The following is a 15247-nucleotide window of genomic DNA, read 5'->3' as shown; positions in this document are numbered from 1 at the left end:
CGGTGCCCCTGCACTGGTCGATCCACCAGCTCACCGAGTTCTTCGCGGCGGTCAGCGCCGCGGAGGACGAGCAGGCGGCGGTGCGGGTCGCGGTGCGGAGCGCCCTGGAGGCCCTGGACGCCGACGCCGGCGCGGTCGTGATGGCCGGCGAGGCCGTCGTCCGGGGGCTCACCGGCCTGCCCGGCGAGAGCCCGGCCGCGCTGTGGCTGCCGGCCGCCGCCGGCGCGCCGACCGTCGAGCTGCCGCTGCTGGGCGAGGTCGATGTCGTGTACGCGGCGCTGGCCAGCGGCATCGACGGCGGCCTCGTGGCGGCCCGCCTCGACGACGACTTCGGCGCCGAGGAACGGCAGATGCTGCACGGCATGGCCCAGGTGCTCGGGCTGGCGCTGCGCAACCTGCGGATCCTGGCCACCGAACGGGCCCGGCAGGCGCTGCTCGAGACGCTGCTCGCGGTGCAGCGCTCGATCTCCCGGCGGGAACCGCTGCAGTCCGTCCTCGACGCCATCACCGAGGGGGCGTCGGGGCTGCTCGGCGGGGTGCCGGTGGCGCTGGTGCTGTGCGACCCGTCGTCGGCCGGCGAGCTCATCGTCGCGTCCCAGCTGCACTGGCCGTCGCCGGGTTCGGCGCTGGCTCCGGCCGCCGCCGCGATCGCCGAGGGGGACACGGTGCGGCGCCGGATCCCGGCCGGCGATCTGCTGGTGGCCACGCCGGTGCACGCCGGCGGGGACGTCGCCGGCAGCCTGGTCGCTCTGGGGCCGGCCGGCGTCGATGCCGGCATCGATGTGATCACCGCGTTCGGGCAGCAGATCAGCATGGCGCTCACCGACGCCCGGACCGTCGAGGCGGTGCGCGAGGCGTACCGCGACCCGATCACCGGCCTGCCCAACCGCAAGCTCTTCGCCGAACGCCTCGACCAGGCCCTGAACGACGGCCGGGTGGACACCGTCGTGACCCTGTTCATCGACCTCGACCGGTTCAAGTCGGTGAACGACACCCTCGGCCACCACGCGGGCGACGAGCTGCTCGCCGCGGTGAGCGACCGCATCCGCGGGCAGCTGCGCACCGGTGACGTCGCCGGCCGGCTCGGCGGCGACGAGTTCGCCGTGCTCATGGAGGACGTCTCCGCCGAGGACGCCCGAACGGTCGCCGAACGCATCGTGCACAGCGTCGCCGAGCCGTTCCGCATCGCCGGCCGGTCGGTGTGCGTCGGCGCCAGCATCGGCATCGCGGCGGGCGCGGCCCGCCAGGTCACGGCGGACGACCTGCTGCGCGACGCCGACCTGGCGATGTACCGGGCGAAGCGGACCGGCACCGGTCGCGTCGTGGTCGGTTAGCTCCGGCCGTCCGCGGGGAATGGCAGGACGATGACCCGGACCGATGACGACGTCGCCCTCGACGGGGCCCTGGATCCTCTCGTTCTCGCGCTGGACATCGGCTCCACCGCCACCCGCGGCGGTGTGCACGACGCCGCCGGCCGCCGGGTCCGCGGCCTGCAGCACAAGGTGCCGCACGCCTTCACGGTCGCCCCGGACGGCACCTCGATCATCGACCCGGAGCAGGTCACCGCCGAGGTCGGGCAGGTCCTCGACGCCGTCACCGCCGACCCGCGGCTCGGCACCCGCATCGCCGGCGTCGCGATGGACACCTTCGCCGCCTCGCTGATCGGCGTCGACCCGGCCGGGCGCCCGCTCACCCCGTGCCTCACCTACGCCGACTCGCGCAGCGCCGGGCAGGTCACCGCGCTGCGCGAGGAGCTCGACGAGCGCGCGGTGCAGCAGCGCACCGGCACCCGGCTGCACACCAGCTACCACGCGCCGCGCCTGCGCCTGCTCGCCGGCGTGCCGGCCGCCCGCTGGTGGTCGCTGGGCGAGTACGTCTGGCAGCGGCTGATCGGGCAGCCGCTGGCCGGCACGTCCACGGTGGCGTGGACCGGCCTGCTCGACCGGCGCACCGGCGAGTACGACGCCGAGCTGCTCGCCGCCGCCGGCATCGGCCCGGACCGGCTGTCCCCGCCCCGGGACATGGCGCAGCCCGTACTCTCGCCCGCGCCCGCCCGGTGGCCCGCCCTGGCCCGGGCCGCCTGGTTCCCGGTGATCACCGACGGCTACGCCAGCAACATCGGCGCCGGCGCCACCGACGCGACAGTCCTCACCGCGGCGACCGCGACCAGCGGCGCGCTGCGGGTGCTGCTCGGCGGGCCCGCCGACCCGCTGCCCTTCGGACTCTGGAACTACCGGGTCGACGCCGGCCGCACCCTGCTCGGCGGGGCGATCAACGACGTCGGCCGCGCGGTCAGCTGGGCGCAGGCGACGCTGCGGCTCAGCCCGGCCCTCGGCGCCGTGCTCACCGCGCCGCCGAGCGAGGCCACGCCGCTGGTGCTGCCGTACCTCACCGGGGAACGCGCACCGGGCTGGAACGGACAGGCCCGCGCCGTGTTCGCCGGGGCGTCCGCGGCCACCGACGCCGACACCCTGTTCCGGGGGATCGTCGAGGGTGTCGCGTTGACCTACGCCCGGGTCGCCGACGAGCTGCATCCGGCCGCCCCGCAGGTGGTCGAGGTCGCCGCGTCCGGCCGGGTCAGCAACGACCAGCCGGAATGGCTGCAGATCCTGGCCGACGTGCTCAGCAGGCCGGTCACGCACGTGACCCGGCGGCGCGCCACCCAGCGGGGGACGGCGCTGCTGGCGCTCGACGTGCTCGCGCCGGACGTCCCGCGGGCGGGGAGGGGCGTGGGGGCCGTGTACGAGCCGAGCCCGTCGTCCGCGGCGTACTACGCGGAGCGGCGGCTGCGTTTCGGCGAGGTCTACGACGCGCTGCTGCGGAAGGTCTGAGCGGAGCATCGGTACGGTCGTCGATGTGACCTTTCTTCCTGATCTTCAGCAGTGGATCGACGGAGCCGCCGCGCGGCACGGCGTGCCCGGCGCCGCCGTGGCGGCCGGGATGGGCGACGACCTGGCCGAGGCCGCCACCGGGGTGATCAACCTGACCACCGGGGTGGCCGCGACGACCGACAGCCTGTTCCAGATCGGGTCGGTCACCAAGGTGTGGACCAGCGCCCTGGTCATGCAGCTCGCCGGGGAGGGCCTGGCCGGCCTCGACGAGCCGGTGCGGCGCTATCTGCCGGAGTTCGGGGTGCTGGACGCCGCCGCCTCGGAGCGGATCACCGTACGGCATCTGCTGACGCACACCGGCGGTTTCGACGGGGACCTGTTCGAGGACACCGGGCGCGGCGACGACGCGGTGCTGAAGCTGGTCGCGTTCATGCGGGAGAACGCCCGGCAGGTCAGCGCGCCCGGGGAGCTGTTCTCGTACAACAACGCCGGCTTCTGCGCGCTCGGCGCCCTGGTCGCCCGGCTGCGCGGCGGCACCTGGGAGGCGGCCATGCGCGAGCTGCTGATCGAGCCGCTCGGCGCGGAGCACATGGCGCTCTACGCCGAGGAGGCGATCATGTTCCGGGCCGCGGTGGGGCACGTCGGCGAGCCGCTGCGGCCGGCGCCCCGGCGGGAGCTTCCGCAGTCGAACGCGCCGGCCGGGTCCACGCCGGCCGCCGCGCCGCGCGACCTGGTCCGGTTCGGGCGGATGCTGCTCGCCGACGGCGTGGCCGCGGACGGGACGCGGGTGCTGCCGGCCGGGACGTTCGCGGCGATGTGCCGGCCGCAGGTCACGCTGCCGCGGCTGGGGGAGCGGTACCCGGCGGCGTGGGGTCTCGGGCTGATGCTCTTCGACTGGGACGGCCGCCGGGTGGTCGGCCACGACGGCGGCACGCCGGGGCAGACCGCGGCCTGGCGGATCGTGCCGGACTGCGGCCTGGTGATCGCGGCCGGCGCGAACGGCGGGCACGCCGGGGCGTTCCTCGACGAGGTGCTGGCGCAGATCCTCGCGTCGGCGGCCGGGCTCCGCCTGCCGTCGCGGGTGCTGCCGCCGGAGACGCCGGCGCCGTTCCGGCCGGAGGTCTGCGCCGGTACCTACGCGGCGCCGCAGGGCGTCTTCGAGGTGACGGCGGACGACGCCGGGCTGGAGATCACCGTGAGCCCGCCGGGGGAGCCGTCCCGGACGGCCCGCTTCGTCCACGCCGGCGGGGAGCGGTTCGTCGCCGTGCAGAAGGAGGACGGCGTGCACCCGCTGATCGCGTTCCTGCGGGACGGGCGCTACCTCTACAACCTGCGCGCGGTACCCCGCACCGGATCGCCGATGTCCGGAGCCCCGGAAGTCCCGTAGCGTCGGGTGCGTAGTCCTCCGGCGGAGGAGTCCACGATGGCGCGCAGGACCCGTTCGGCCCCGCTGTGGCAGGTACTCGCCATCGTGGTGGTCCTGTACGCGGCGGGCGCCTCGCTGGCCTTCCTCGGCTTCGGCGCGCCGTCGGTCGTCGTGCTGTTCCTGCCGGCCGGCGTCACGCTGTCGGCGCTGGTGCTCAACCCGCGCGGACGGTGGCCGTGGATCCTGCTGGCGGTCGCGGTCACCGAGGTCGTGGTGGACGTGACGCATGGCATGTCATCCCGCTGGGTGTGGGGCTTCGCGCTGGCGAACACGGCCGAGCCGCTCGTCGGCGCGGTGCTGCTGCGTCACTCCGTACCCGGTGATGTGGATCTTTTGAAGAGGCGTCACCTGACCGCGTTCCTGATCTCGGGGGCCGGGGCCGGACCGGCGGTCGGCGCGCTGATCGGCGCGACGATGCTGACGATCAGTATCGGTCTGCCGTGGCCGCAGTCGGTCGTGTCGTTCTGGGCCGGGGATGCCACCGGCGTGCTGGTGGTGGCGGGCTGCGTGCTGGCCTGGCGGTACCGGCCGCACAGCCGTCCGATCGGCGCGCGACGTCTGCTGTGGGTGGCGCTCACGGTGGTCGCCACGGTGGCCGGCTTCTGGCCGCAGCACGTGCCGCTGTTCTACCTGCCGATCCCGGTGCTGTTCGCGCTGGCGTTCACCCAGCCGTTGCCGATCACCATGACCGCGGCGCTGGCGACCACCGTGACGGCGAACCTGATGACCAGTACCGGTCACGGCCCGTGGGCGGCGGCGGAGACCTCCGATCAGTGGCGGACACTGACGCTGCAGATCTTCCTGGTCACCTCGATCCTCGGGGCGCTGCTGCTCTCGGTCGGGGTGGCCGAGCGCGACCTCGCCCGCCGCACCACCTCGGTGGAGCGGGCGGCGCGGCTGCGGCTGCACGCGTTGCAGGTGCTCACCACGGATCTGGCGAAGGCGGCCACCTCGGACGCGATCGCCCAGGCCATCGTCCGGGAGGGCATCGGGCTGATCGCCGACCAGGGCAGCGCCGCGATCGTGGCGGCCGACGGCGGCGGGATCGTGCTGTGGACCACCCCGGTCCGGCCGGTGAACCTGCGGGTGGCGCTGGACGCGGACACGCCGTACACCGCCGCGATCCGGGACCGCCGCCCGGTGATCCACCAGACCCGGCAGCAGCTCGAGGCCGACTTCCCGCACCTGGCCCACGACCACCGGACGCTCAGCATCCTCAGCAGCGTCTGCGTGCCGATCCGCGGCGACGGCGGCCGGCCGCTCGGGGCGCTGGCGTTCGGCTTCCACCGGGAGCACCGGGTCGACGCGGACGTGCTGGCGTTCGCCGACGCGCTGGCGGGCCTGAGCGGGCAGGCCCTGCGCCGGGCGCAGAGCTACGAGCGGGAGATCAGTGCCGCCCACCAGCTGCAGCGGGCGCTGCTGCCGGCCGTCGCGACCGACGGCCTCGCCGGCGTCCAGGTCAGCGCCGACTACCGGCCGGCCGACCTGGCCCACCAGGTGGGCGGCGACTGGTACGACGTGTTCGCCCTGCCCGGCGGCCGGATCGGGTTCGCCGTCGGCGACGTGGTCGGCCATCACGTGACGGCGGCCGCCGCGATGGCCCGCCTCCAGTCGGCGCTGCGGTTCGCCGCGCAGACCGCCGGGGATCCGGCCGGGGTCCTCGAGGAACTGGACCGGGCCGGCGCGGTCATCCCCGACTCGATGATGACCACCGTCGGGTTCGCCGACTACGACCCGGCGACCCGGCTGCTGCGGTTCGCCTGCGCGGGGCACCCGCCGCCGCTGCTGCTCACCGGCAACGACGCGCAGTACCTCTGGGACGGGCGCTCGATGCCACTCGGCGTCGGTGAGACCGGCCGGCAGCACGGCGAACGCGTCGTCGCCGACCGGGCCGTGGTCGTCTGGTACACCGACGGCCTGGTGGAACGGCAGGGTCAGCACATCGCCACGTCGATGCGCCGGCTCGCCGACGAGGCCGGCCGGCACGGCGCCGGCGACGCCCACACGCTGCGGTCCCACCTCATGCGCCACATGATCAGCGAGCAGACCCTCGGTGACGACACGGTGATCCTCTGTGTCCGGTTCACCGCGGCGGCGGCCGGCGACGGCGCCCAGGTCACCCGCCGAGGCGGTTGACACCCGTCACCGGAGCCGAAGATGCTGGCAGGGGCGTAGAGGAAGGTGCCATGACGGACTTCCAGATCAGCACGGCCCCGCAGGCGGGGCGGATCGTCGTGTCCGTGGCCGGGGACGTCGACCTGCGCCACCGCGACGAGATGACCGACTCGCTGCAGGCGGCCGTGCGCAGCGCGCCGGAGGTGGTCGTCGACCTGGCGGCCGTGCGCTTCCTCGACTCCAGCGGCCTGCACGCGCTCATCTCGGCCCGGCAGGCGGCGACCCGGCGCGACGGGACCGTGTGGGTCGTCAACGCCACCGGCACGGTCGCCATGGTGCTGGAGATGACCGGGGTGCTGAAGCTGCTGCGGCCACCCGCCACGCCTGGGACGCCATGAGCAACCCCGCGGTGATGCCCTACGGCGAGGCCGGCGACCTGCCGTCGGTGCGGGCTTTCGTCCGCGAGCAGGCGGAGGCGTCCGGTCTGGACCCCGGCTCGATCGAGGCCCTGGCGATCGCGGTCAGCGAACTGGTCACCAACACGCTCCAGCACACCACCGGGGGCGGTCAGGTCCGGGTCTGGGCCGAGCACGCCGCGGTGTTCTGCGACGTCGCCGACGGCGGGGCCGTGCCGTCGTTCCCGCGCGCCATGCCGGCCCCGGACGCCGAGCGCGGGCGCGGGCTGGCCATCGTCGAGATGCTCTGCGACGACGTCACCACGATCGCCGAACCCGGCCGCACCGTCGTCCGCCTGCGATTCGCGACCAAACCACGACATTGACGCGCACGTTTCCCGCAGCGGCTCCCGGGCATTCCGAGACCCTTGATCAGTACGCGGTGAGGACGGTTCGCGATGCCGGAATGGCTGCAAGCCGGTGGATGGGGTCTGCTGGCCGGCTCGGCCCTGCTCGTCGGCGCCACCGCCGGCTACCTGGTGCGGGTGCCCCGGCGCGTGGTCGCCACGGTGATGGGCTTCGGCGCCGGCGTGCTGCTCTCCGCCGTCGCGTTCGAACTGCTCGGCGAGGCCCACGAGCAGGCCGGCCTGCTGCCCACGGTGACCGGCGCGGTCGCCGGCGCGGTGGTCTACACCGGCTGCAACGTGTTGCTGGCCCGGCGCGGCGCCCGGCACCGCAAACGCTCCGGCGGCCAGCAGCCGTCCGAGCAGGAGCAGTCCGGCTCCGGCACGGCCATCGCGCTGGGCGCCCTCCTCGACGGCATCCCGGAGTCCATCGTGATCGGCGCGGGCCTGCTCGGCGGCGGCTCGGTCGGTGTCGTCACGGTCGCCGCCGTCTTCATCAGCAACGTGCCCGAGGGCCTGTCCAGCGCGGCCGGGATGCGCAACGCCGGCCGCGGCCCCCGCTACGTCTTCGGGCTGTGGACCGGAATCGCCCTGGTCAGCGGCCTCGCCGCGGTCGCCGGCTACACCCTGCTCGGCGGCGCCCCGGCGGCCGTCCTGGCCGGCATCACCGCGCTGGCCGGCGGCGCGATCCTCGCGATGGTCGCCGACACCATGATCCCGGAGGCCTTCGAGGACGCCCACCTGCTCATCGGCCTGGTCACCGTGGCCGGTTTCCTCACCGCCTTCGCCCTCTCCCACGCCGGGGGATGACCGCCCACGCCGATGCCGGCCCCGGACTCACCGGCCTGATCACGAGGCCTGCCGCTCCGGTTCGCCGACGTGGAACAGGCTCAGCAGTTCGGTGATCTGCAGGACCTGGAACACGACCGGGCTCGCCACCGGGATCGACAGCGCGGAACCGGCCCGCTCGGCGAGGTCCCGGCAGACGAGCAGCGCGTTGATGCCGGCCGAGTCGAGGAAGCTCACCGCGGTGGCGTCGATGCGGATCGGCGCCGGCGCGTGCTGCCGGACCAGGCCGGCGATGTGGGTCTCGAAGCGGCCGGTCTCGTCGCGGTCGAACTCACCGGCCAGGATGACGGGCACCGAGCCGTCCTCGGCGGGTTCGGCGTCGTCGATCGCCAGGCGGGGCAGCGAATGGTCGGACTGTGGCATGAAAGGCTCCAACGGGCGCGGGTCGGTGTCGTCCCTCGTTTTTGAAGGCCTTCGGATTCCGACCTTACCGCTTCAGGAAGCCTTCTTCGGTACGGGGACCCGGCCGCTACCCGCCGGCCGGATCGCTGCCGAGGATGCTGGTGCGGATCAGGTCGGCGTCCCGGCAAACCCGATCGGCCTCCTCCTGGTAGGCCCGGCCGGCATCCTGTTCACCGGCCTCCTCGGCGTTCGCGGCGAGGCTCCGCAGCATGGTGACCTTCTCCTGCATGGCGCTGACCGCCGTCCACAGCGCCTCCTCGATGCCGTTGTCGCTGGCCGCGATGAACGACTGCGGGGACCAGGAATGGCCGACGTGGCACGCGTAGTGCACGGCCTTCCCGGTACGGATCTCGTACATGCCGCCACCGCACTCCGGGCAGCCCAGCGCTACCGGCTTGCCCGGCGACCCGCCGGCACGGCCCTCGACGATCATGTCCGTCTCCCAGATGAGTGCGGCATCCGACGACCCGCCGTTCTGGACCGGCCGGCCGGCCATCTCGGCGATGAGCCGGGCGAGGCCGGCGGCCGGGGCCGTCACGGCCGGCGGAACGGCGGCCAGGGCGGCCTGCGGCATGCCCGGGAACCGGGCCTCGTCCGGGTCCTGGACCAGCGCGGCCCCGCCGTGTTCGACGATGGCGGCCAGCCCCGCTGCCCCGTCGTCGAGGCTGCCGGAGAGCACGACCCCGACCACCCGGGGACCGCACCATCGGGCGGCGGCCCGGAACAGCGCGTCGACGGCAGGCCGTGCCCGGTTCTCCCGCGGCCCGGCGGTGAGCCGCAGCCGGTCGTCGTCGGCGATGACGAGATGACGGTCCGGCACCGCCACGTACACGTGCCCGGGCCGGATCCGCTCGCCGTCGGTGGCGGCGCTGACCGGCATTGCGCAGTCCTTGCCGAGCATCTGCGCGAGCGTGCTGCGGACCCCGGGCATCAGGTGGGTGACCACCAGGACGGCGGCCGGCAGGTCGGTGGGCAGCCGGGACAGCAGATTGCTCAGCGCGGTGTGCACCCCCGCCGAGCCGCCGATCACGATCAGGTCGCGCCGAGCCATTCGTCTCCCATCCCGGGCTTGCCGCCCTCTGCCGGCCGGCGTGCGTTCCCCACGCCGGCGCCGGTGAAACCACCCGGCTCGGCGCTTGCCGGGCTGCGCGGCCCGGCGTTCGTCAGGCGACCACCAAGCCGGGTAGCGAGCCGCGCGCGAGGTGCCGCACGCATGCGGCGACCGGGATCGGATCCGGTCGGGGCGAGGCCGGGGCGGCCTGCCGTACGAATCGGCTCGCGTGCCCGGCCGCGGCCGGCAGCATCGGATAGCGGCCGGCGACGAGACCGTCCACCATGCCACCGCCGCGGCCGAACCTGGCGATCGACCGCCAGTGCGCCGACGAGGCCAGCCGGCCGTGGCGTGTCCCGGATGGATCGGGCAGCACGCTGACCCGCTCGAACGGCGGGTTGCCGGCCAGCCACAGCTCGGCCGCCTCGGCGGCCGCCCGGGACGACGACTCACACCAGTACGGCACCAGCCCGGCGTCGAGCACCTGCCACGGGTCGATCATCCGGCCGGCCGTCACCAGCGCGTGCCCGTCGCCGTGCCGGGGCCGCAGCCGGCTGCGGTAGAGGTCGGCGACGGCGGCGCTGAACGCCTGCGGATCGTTGTAGAGCATCCGGTGCCCGGCCGTCCCGGTCTTCGCCGCGAACTCGAGGAGTTCCGGTTCGAGGTCCGGCTCGCCGCTGGTCTCGGCGTAGTGCAGGGGCCGGCCCTCCGGCGGGTCCGTCCAGTCCGCGCCGCCGATCGTGTGCAGCAGCCGGATGAAGGCGTCGCTGTCGCCGCGGTGGTCGTTCGCCGTCCAGCCGCTGGTCGGCGTACCGATCTGGAAGGTGTATCCGGGCGGGCCGCCGAGCATGGGCCAGGTGCGCAGGTCGCGCACCAGGATGGAGGCGCCGCCGGGGACGAGCCGTTCGCGCAGGAAAGACCGGTATGCGCCGGGCAGCGTGCACCACCGCACGTGCAGCGACACCGTCGCACCGCACAGCGAGCCGCGCAGCACCGGGTCGTGCACCTGCCGCACGCTGACGCCGGGGTTGCCCGCCATCAGCCGTTGCGCGAGCCGGGTCCCGTACTCCCGCGCCGCCTGCCAGTTCTCCGGCGAGCCGCCCGGCCACGGCACGGTGACCGTGAACGACGCCGGGAGCCAGGCGGCGCCGAGGGCCGCCGCCAGGTGCAGGGCCGCGCCGTGCGGCGATCCGAGCACCACGGCCGGATAGGACGGCGACCGATGGTGGCCGGTGATCCACCGGGCGACCGCCTCGGCGTCCACCTGTCCCACCTGCGTCTCCGGCAGCGCGTCCTCGGCGGCGTCGGCGGCGAGGGCGGCCCGGCGCAGTTCCTCCGGTAGCTCGCCGCGCCGGCCGAGGACGGGTACGCGGGCGAGGCCGTCACCCCGGCGCTCGTCCGGCGGCACCGCCATCTCGAGCAGGGTGCGCCCGACGCTGTCCGGGCACATCACCCGCCCGGCCGGGGGCGCGGCCTCGCCGGCCGGGTTCACGAGCGGGTGCACTGTTGTCCGTACGTCGGCATGGGGACGTCCTCTCCGCGGGGACGTCCCGGCTTCCCGTCCTGCCCGACGGCAAACGGACGGGATTTTTCACGAATCGGCCGGACGGCGCCCAGGACCGGCGATCACCGGGCGGCCGGGCGGTTCGCGCGGGACCGGGCCTCGCCCAGCCAGTCGCCGAGGCGGCGGCGGAGACGGCCACGGCGGTAACCGCCGGTGACCGCCGCGGTGGCGGGCGGCTCGAAGAGCGACCCCGACGTGGGGGCGGCCGGTTCCGGGCCGGTCACGGTCGCGGCACCCCACCGGCCGACCAGCGCCTCGGCGGTGCGGGGTGCGAGGCGGTGACCGGCCAGCATGAGGTGCGAGACGAATCCGACGGTCGCCTGCCGGCGCGGGCGGCGGGCGAGAGCCAGGATTCCGGCGGCGAGGCGCTGGGATGCGTACGCGGGGGGAATTGCTCGAAGTCGGAATCCCGAATGGTTGGCCGCCCGCTGGAAGAAGGGCGTGTCGACCGGCCCGGGCATCATCAAGGAGATCCGGATCCGGGGATGGCCGGCCACCGACTGCTGAAGGCTGAGCGCCAGGCCGCGGATCGCGAACTTGCTCATCGAGTAGAGCGGGATCTGCGCATTCGGGAACAGCGACAGCAGCGACCCCATCAGGATGAGGGTGCCGTGGTCCTGCGCCCGGAAGGTGGTCAGGGCGGTGCGGGCGCAGAGCGTCGTGCCGAAGACGTTGGTGTCGACCAGGCGGCGCAGCTCGTCCACCGATTCGGAGCCGAGGGGACCGGCGACACCGACCGCGGCGGCCTCGACCCAGACGTCGATGCGCCCGAACCGCTGCGTCGCCGAGCGGGCCAGCCGGTCGACCGCCGCCGGATCGGTGATGTCGGTGGGCACGGTCAGCACGTCGGCGCCGCGGTCCCGGCACTCCTTCGCCACCGCGGCGAGCGCCTCCTCGCCGCGGGAGGCGAGGACGAGACGGGCGCCTCCCTCGGCGAACGCCCTCGCGGTGGCGCGGCCGATCCCGCTCGACGCGCCCGTGATCAGCACCACCCGCTCGTCGGACGCCATCAGTCGTCGGTGTCCTGCTGTGCCCGGTTGGCGCCGGTGGCGTTGATGCCGGCGTTGCTGCTGCCGTGTGCCGGCGCGAGCGTGCGCGGCTCCTCGTCGGTGATGAAGTCGCCGGTCTCCTCGGCGCCGGTGACGTGCTGGTCCGTGCTGCCGCCGAAACCGCGGGCCGTGTCGCCTTCATCGGATTTGTCGGGCATGGCGCTGCCTCCTGTCGCCGTGGGGTCGCCCGGTTGATACCCCGCCGGGTCCTGGTGATGCGTTCGGCCGGCGACAATGTCGGCGCGGTTGGAGAATGCGTTATCCGATCCCCTCTCAAATGGTCGGGATCGGCTTTCATTGAGCCCATGGGAGCGCTCCCGTAGGGTCCGGGAAAAGACCGCCGTCCCCCGGAAAGGTCCCTCAGCCATGCCCATTCCCCGAAAGGGTCGCCTCGCCCTGCTGTCGGCGGCCGTCGTGAGCGTCGTCGCCGCGGCGAGCGCCGCCGTCACCGGTTCCGCCGAGGCGGCCACCACGCTCGGCGCCTCCGCCGCCCAGACCGGCCGCTACTTCGGCGTCGCCACCTCGGCGTTCAAGTTCTCCGACACCCCGTACATGACGATCCTGAACCGCGAGTTCACCTCGCTCGTGCCCGAGAACGACATGAAGTGGGACGCCACCGAACCGCAGCAGGGGCGCTTCACCTACACCAACGGTGACCGGCTGGTCAGCCACGCCCAGAGCAGAGGCATGAGCGTACGCGGCCACGCCCTGCTCTGGCACGCCCAGCAGCCCTCCTGGGCGCAGGGCCTGTCCGGAACCGCCCTGCGCAGCGCCGCGATCAACCACGTCACCCAGGTCGCCACCCACTTCCGCGGGAAGATCCACTCCTGGGACGTGGTGAACGAGGCGTTCGCGGACGGCGGCAGCGGCGGCCGCCGCGACTCCAACCTGCAGCGCACCGGCAACGACTGGATCGAGGCCGCCTTCCGCGCCGCCCGGGCCGCCGACCCCGGCGCGAAGCTCTGCTACAACGACTACAACACCGACGGCGTCAACGCGAAGTCGACGGGCATCTACAACATGGTCCGCGACTTCAAGGCCCGCGGCGTCCCGATCGACTGCGTCGGCCTGCAGTCGCACCTGGGCACCACGCTGGATCCGACCTACCAGCAGAACATCCAGCGGTTCGCCGACCTCGGCGTCGACGTGCAGATCACCGAGCTCGACGTGCAGCAGGGCGGCAACCAGGCGAACATCTTCGCCGCGGTCACCCGCGCCTGCCTCGCCGTGGCCCGCTGCACCGGCATCACCGTCTGGGGTGTCCGCGACTCCGACTCCTGGCGTACCGGGCAGAACCCGCTGCTGTTCGACGCGAACGGCAACCGGAAGGCGGCGTACACCGCCGTACTCGACGCCCTGAACGCGGCGGGACCGACGGCACCCACCTCGCCCACCACCTCGAACCCGCCGGCTCCCGGCGGTTGCACCGCGCGGCTCACGCTGAACGCCTGGAACGGCGGCTACACCGCGACCGTCCGGGTCACCGCCGGATCGAGCCCGGTCACCGGCTGGAGCGTCGGCGTGACCGTGCCCGCCGGTGGCGCCGTCACCAACACCTGGAACGCCGCCACCACCGGGACCAGCGGGCAGGTCACCTTCCGCAACGTCGACTACAACGGACGGATCGCGGCCGGCGGCTCCACCGAGTTCGGCTTCCAGGGCACCGGCACCGGGCCCACCGCCACCCCGTCCTGCACCGCGGGCTGAGGAGACCGGCATGCGAAGACCGATCTCGGCCGGCGCGGTCCTCCTCGCCACGGCGGCGGCCGCCGTCGCCCTCCCCGCCGGCGCCGCGGCCGCGGGCTGCGCGGTGAAGTACGCCGTGTCGTCGCAGTGGCCGGGCGGATTCGGCGCCGAGGGCCGGTCACCTCGCCGAGCGGCACACCGTCCACCTCGCCGAGCAGCACGCCGGGCACGCCGCCGGACATCACGGTGAACAGCGCGTCCCGCTATCAGACGGTCGACGGCTTCGGGGCCGCCGTGTCGATCTGGGGGAGCGCCTGGTCGGCGGCCGAGACGCGGACGCTCGTCGGGCTCGGCGCGGGCCAGCTCGGCCTGTCGATCGTCCGGACCGGCGTCTCCCCGGTCGCCGGCGAATGGTCCACGCAGGTCAACGCGTTGAAGACCGCCAAATCGTACGGATCGGGGGTGAAGATCCTCGCCTCCCCGTGGACCGCTCCCGCGGCGTGGAAGACGAACAACAGCCGGATCAACGGCGGCAAGCTGAAGCCGGAGTTCTACGACGACTACGCCGGTCACCTGAACGCCTACGTGCAGTACATGCGCGGCCAGGGCGTGCCCATCGACGTCACCTCGGTGCAGAACGAACCGGACTGGCACCCGGACTACGACTCGATGGACTGGAGCGGCGCCGAGCTGCGTGACTTCCTCCGCGACCAGGGCGCGAAGGTGCAGAACACGAAGCTGATGGTCGCCGAGGCGGTGAACCTGAACTACGGATACACCGATCCGGCTCTCCACGACGCCGCGGCGCGCAACACCGTCGGCTACATCGGCGGTCACCTCTACGGTACCGAGGCCGCGGGACGGCTCAAGGCGTATCCGCTGGCCGAGCAGAACGGCAAACCGGTGTGGATGACCGAGTGGAACTTCCACGAGGCCGACGGCAGCGGCGCGAGGATCTGGGGTGACCCCGCGAACCAGGCGGTGTGGGACGAGACGCTCGACGACGTCATGCGCACGGTGCACCGGTCGATGGAGTCGAACTGGAGTGCCTACATCTGGTGGTACGGCAAGCGGTACTACTCGTTCATCGGTGACGGCGAGGCCGCGTACGGAACCGCCGCAGGCGTCCCGCTCAAACGCGGCTACGCGTTCGCGCAGTACGCGAAGTACGTCCGCCCCGGCTATCAGCGCGTCGCCCTGACCAGGAGCACCAAGGCCGCACCGCTGGAGGTGACCGCCTACCTGGGCGGCGGGAAGATCACCCTGGTGGTTCTGAACCGCTCCACGAACGCCGTCGACGGCGCGGTGATCCAAGCGCCGCAGGCCGTCAGTCGCGCCGAGCACTACGTCACCTCGATCAACGCCGACGCGGCGAGCCGGCCGGCGAGCGTCAGCGGGGGACGGGTGAGCGTGAACGTTCCGGCACGCAGCATCTCCACCGTGGTCCTGACCCTCTGACCGGGCGGCGGTCGTGG

At 73.8% G+C, this 15247-nt stretch carries 13 protein-coding genes and 1 pseudogene; 9 read left to right on the top strand and 5 right to left on the bottom strand.

Annotation, left to right across the window (positions count from 1 at the left end):
- The first annotated feature begins 2 nt into the window (after nucleotides 1–2).
- The 7 genes from AB0G10_RS14960 (at nucleotide 3) to AB0G10_RS14930 (ending at nucleotide 7981) form a co-directional block, all read left to right on the top strand.
- Entirely contained in the window at nucleotides 3–1334 is a 1332-nt protein-coding gene (locus tag AB0G10_RS14960) for a GGDEF domain-containing protein (protein WP_360920461.1), read from the top strand.
- Nucleotides 1335–1364: 30 nt separating this feature from the next.
- Nucleotides 1365–2831 carry a gluconokinase gene (locus tag AB0G10_RS14955; protein WP_360920459.1) on the top strand — a complete coding sequence of 489 codons (1467 nt, stop codon included), beginning with the start codon at nucleotides 1365–1367 and terminating at the stop codon, nucleotides 2829–2831.
- A gap of 25 nt (nucleotides 2832–2856) precedes the next feature.
- Complete coding sequence (locus AB0G10_RS14950) at nucleotides 2857–4218, top strand: serine hydrolase domain-containing protein (protein WP_360920456.1); 1362 nt, start codon at nucleotides 2857–2859, stop codon at nucleotides 4216–4218.
- A 36-nt stretch (nucleotides 4219–4254) separates the two neighbouring features.
- Entirely contained in the window at nucleotides 4255–6393 is a 2139-nt protein-coding gene (locus tag AB0G10_RS14945; RefSeq protein ID WP_360920453.1) for a SpoIIE family protein phosphatase, read from the top strand.
- Between the two features lie 50 nt (nucleotides 6394–6443).
- The gene (locus tag AB0G10_RS14940; protein ID WP_360920450.1) at nucleotides 6444–6770 is read left to right on the top strand and encodes an STAS domain-containing protein; all 327 of its coding nucleotides are present in this window, start codon (nucleotides 6444–6446) and stop codon (nucleotides 6768–6770) included.
- On the top strand, nucleotides 6767–7153 hold the full coding sequence (locus tag AB0G10_RS14935; RefSeq protein ID WP_360920447.1) for an ATP-binding protein: 387 nt from the start codon (nucleotides 6767–6769) through the stop codon (nucleotides 7151–7153). Before AB0G10_RS14940 ends, AB0G10_RS14935 begins: the two co-directional genes overlap by 4 nt.
- Before the next feature lie 72 nt (nucleotides 7154–7225).
- On the top strand, nucleotides 7226–7981 hold the full coding sequence (locus tag AB0G10_RS14930) for a ZIP family zinc transporter (protein WP_360920445.1): 756 nt from the start codon (nucleotides 7226–7228) through the stop codon (nucleotides 7979–7981).
- A gap of 39 nt (nucleotides 7982–8020) precedes the next feature.
- Here AB0G10_RS14930 and AB0G10_RS14925 read toward each other — a convergent pair whose 3' ends face one another.
- From AB0G10_RS14925 to AB0G10_RS14905, 5 genes are all read right to left on the bottom strand, one after another.
- Nucleotides 8021–8383, bottom strand: coding sequence for an STAS domain-containing protein (locus AB0G10_RS14925; protein WP_360920442.1), 363 nt, complete (start codon nucleotides 8381–8383; stop codon nucleotides 8021–8023).
- 106 nt (nucleotides 8384–8489) lie between these two features.
- The gene (locus AB0G10_RS14920; RefSeq protein ID WP_360920439.1) at nucleotides 8490–9473 is read right to left on the bottom strand and encodes a chemotaxis protein CheB; all 984 of its coding nucleotides are present in this window, start codon (nucleotides 9471–9473) and stop codon (nucleotides 8490–8492) included.
- 112 nt (nucleotides 9474–9585) lie between these two features.
- A complete protein-coding gene (locus AB0G10_RS14915; protein ID WP_360920436.1) occupies nucleotides 9586–10977 on the bottom strand; it encodes a hypothetical protein in 1392 nt (463 codons plus the stop codon).
- A 122-nt stretch (nucleotides 10978–11099) separates the two neighbouring features.
- Complete coding sequence (locus AB0G10_RS14910; protein WP_360920433.1) at nucleotides 11100–12047, bottom strand: SDR family NAD(P)-dependent oxidoreductase; 948 nt, start codon at nucleotides 12045–12047, stop codon at nucleotides 11100–11102.
- The gene (locus AB0G10_RS14905) at nucleotides 12047–12244 is read right to left on the bottom strand and encodes a hypothetical protein (protein WP_360920430.1); all 198 of its coding nucleotides are present in this window, start codon (nucleotides 12242–12244) and stop codon (nucleotides 12047–12049) included. Before AB0G10_RS14905 ends, AB0G10_RS14910 begins: the two co-directional genes overlap by 1 nt.
- Before the next feature lie 208 nt (nucleotides 12245–12452).
- Between AB0G10_RS14905 and AB0G10_RS14900 the strand changes: the two genes are divergently transcribed.
- Complete coding sequence (locus tag AB0G10_RS14900; RefSeq protein WP_360920427.1) at nucleotides 12453–13793, top strand: endo-1,4-beta-xylanase; 1341 nt, start codon at nucleotides 12453–12455, stop codon at nucleotides 13791–13793.
- A gap of 10 nt (nucleotides 13794–13803) precedes the next feature.
- A pseudogene (locus tag AB0G10_RS14895) lies at nucleotides 13804–15230 on the top strand (glycoside hydrolase).
- Nucleotides 15231–15247: the final 17 nt, after the last annotated feature.

Source organism: Actinoplanes sp. NPDC023714 (assembly GCF_040639855.1).
Taxonomy (GTDB): Bacteria; Actinomycetota; Actinomycetes; order Mycobacteriales; family Micromonosporaceae; genus Actinoplanes.
This window is presented reverse-complemented; position numbering and strand designations above follow the sequence as displayed.

Bases quoted from the DNA above. Each gene is read 5' to 3' on its own strand.
- AB0G10_RS14955 (WP_360920459.1), top strand. From the start codon at position 1,365: ATGACCCGGACCGATGACGACGTCGCCCTCGACGGGGCCCTGGATCCT.
- AB0G10_RS14945 (WP_360920453.1), top strand. From the start codon at position 4,255: ATGGCGCGCAGGACCCGTTCGGCCCCGCTGTGGCAGGTACTCGCCATC.
- AB0G10_RS14940 (WP_360920450.1), top strand. From the start codon at position 6,444: ATGACGGACTTCCAGATCAGCACGGCCCCGCAGGCGGGGCGGATCGTC.
- AB0G10_RS14935 (WP_360920447.1), top strand. From the start codon at position 6,767: ATGAGCAACCCCGCGGTGATGCCCTACGGCGAGGCCGGCGACCTGCCG.
- AB0G10_RS14930 (WP_360920445.1), top strand. From the start codon at position 7,226: ATGCCGGAATGGCTGCAAGCCGGTGGATGGGGTCTGCTGGCCGGCTCG.
- AB0G10_RS14925 (WP_360920442.1), bottom strand. From the start codon at position 8,383: ATGCCACAGTCCGACCATTCGCTGCCCCGCCTGGCGATCGACGACGCC.
- AB0G10_RS14920 (WP_360920439.1), bottom strand. From the start codon at position 9,473: ATGGCTCGGCGCGACCTGATCGTGATCGGCGGCTCGGCGGGGGTGCAC.
- AB0G10_RS14910 (WP_360920433.1), bottom strand. From the start codon at position 12,047: ATGGCGTCCGACGAGCGGGTGGTGCTGATCACGGGCGCGTCGAGCGGG.
- AB0G10_RS14905 (WP_360920430.1), bottom strand. From the start codon at position 12,244: ATGCCCGACAAATCCGATGAAGGCGACACGGCCCGCGGTTTCGGCGGC.
- AB0G10_RS14900 (WP_360920427.1), top strand. From the start codon at position 12,453: ATGCCCATTCCCCGAAAGGGTCGCCTCGCCCTGCTGTCGGCGGCCGTC.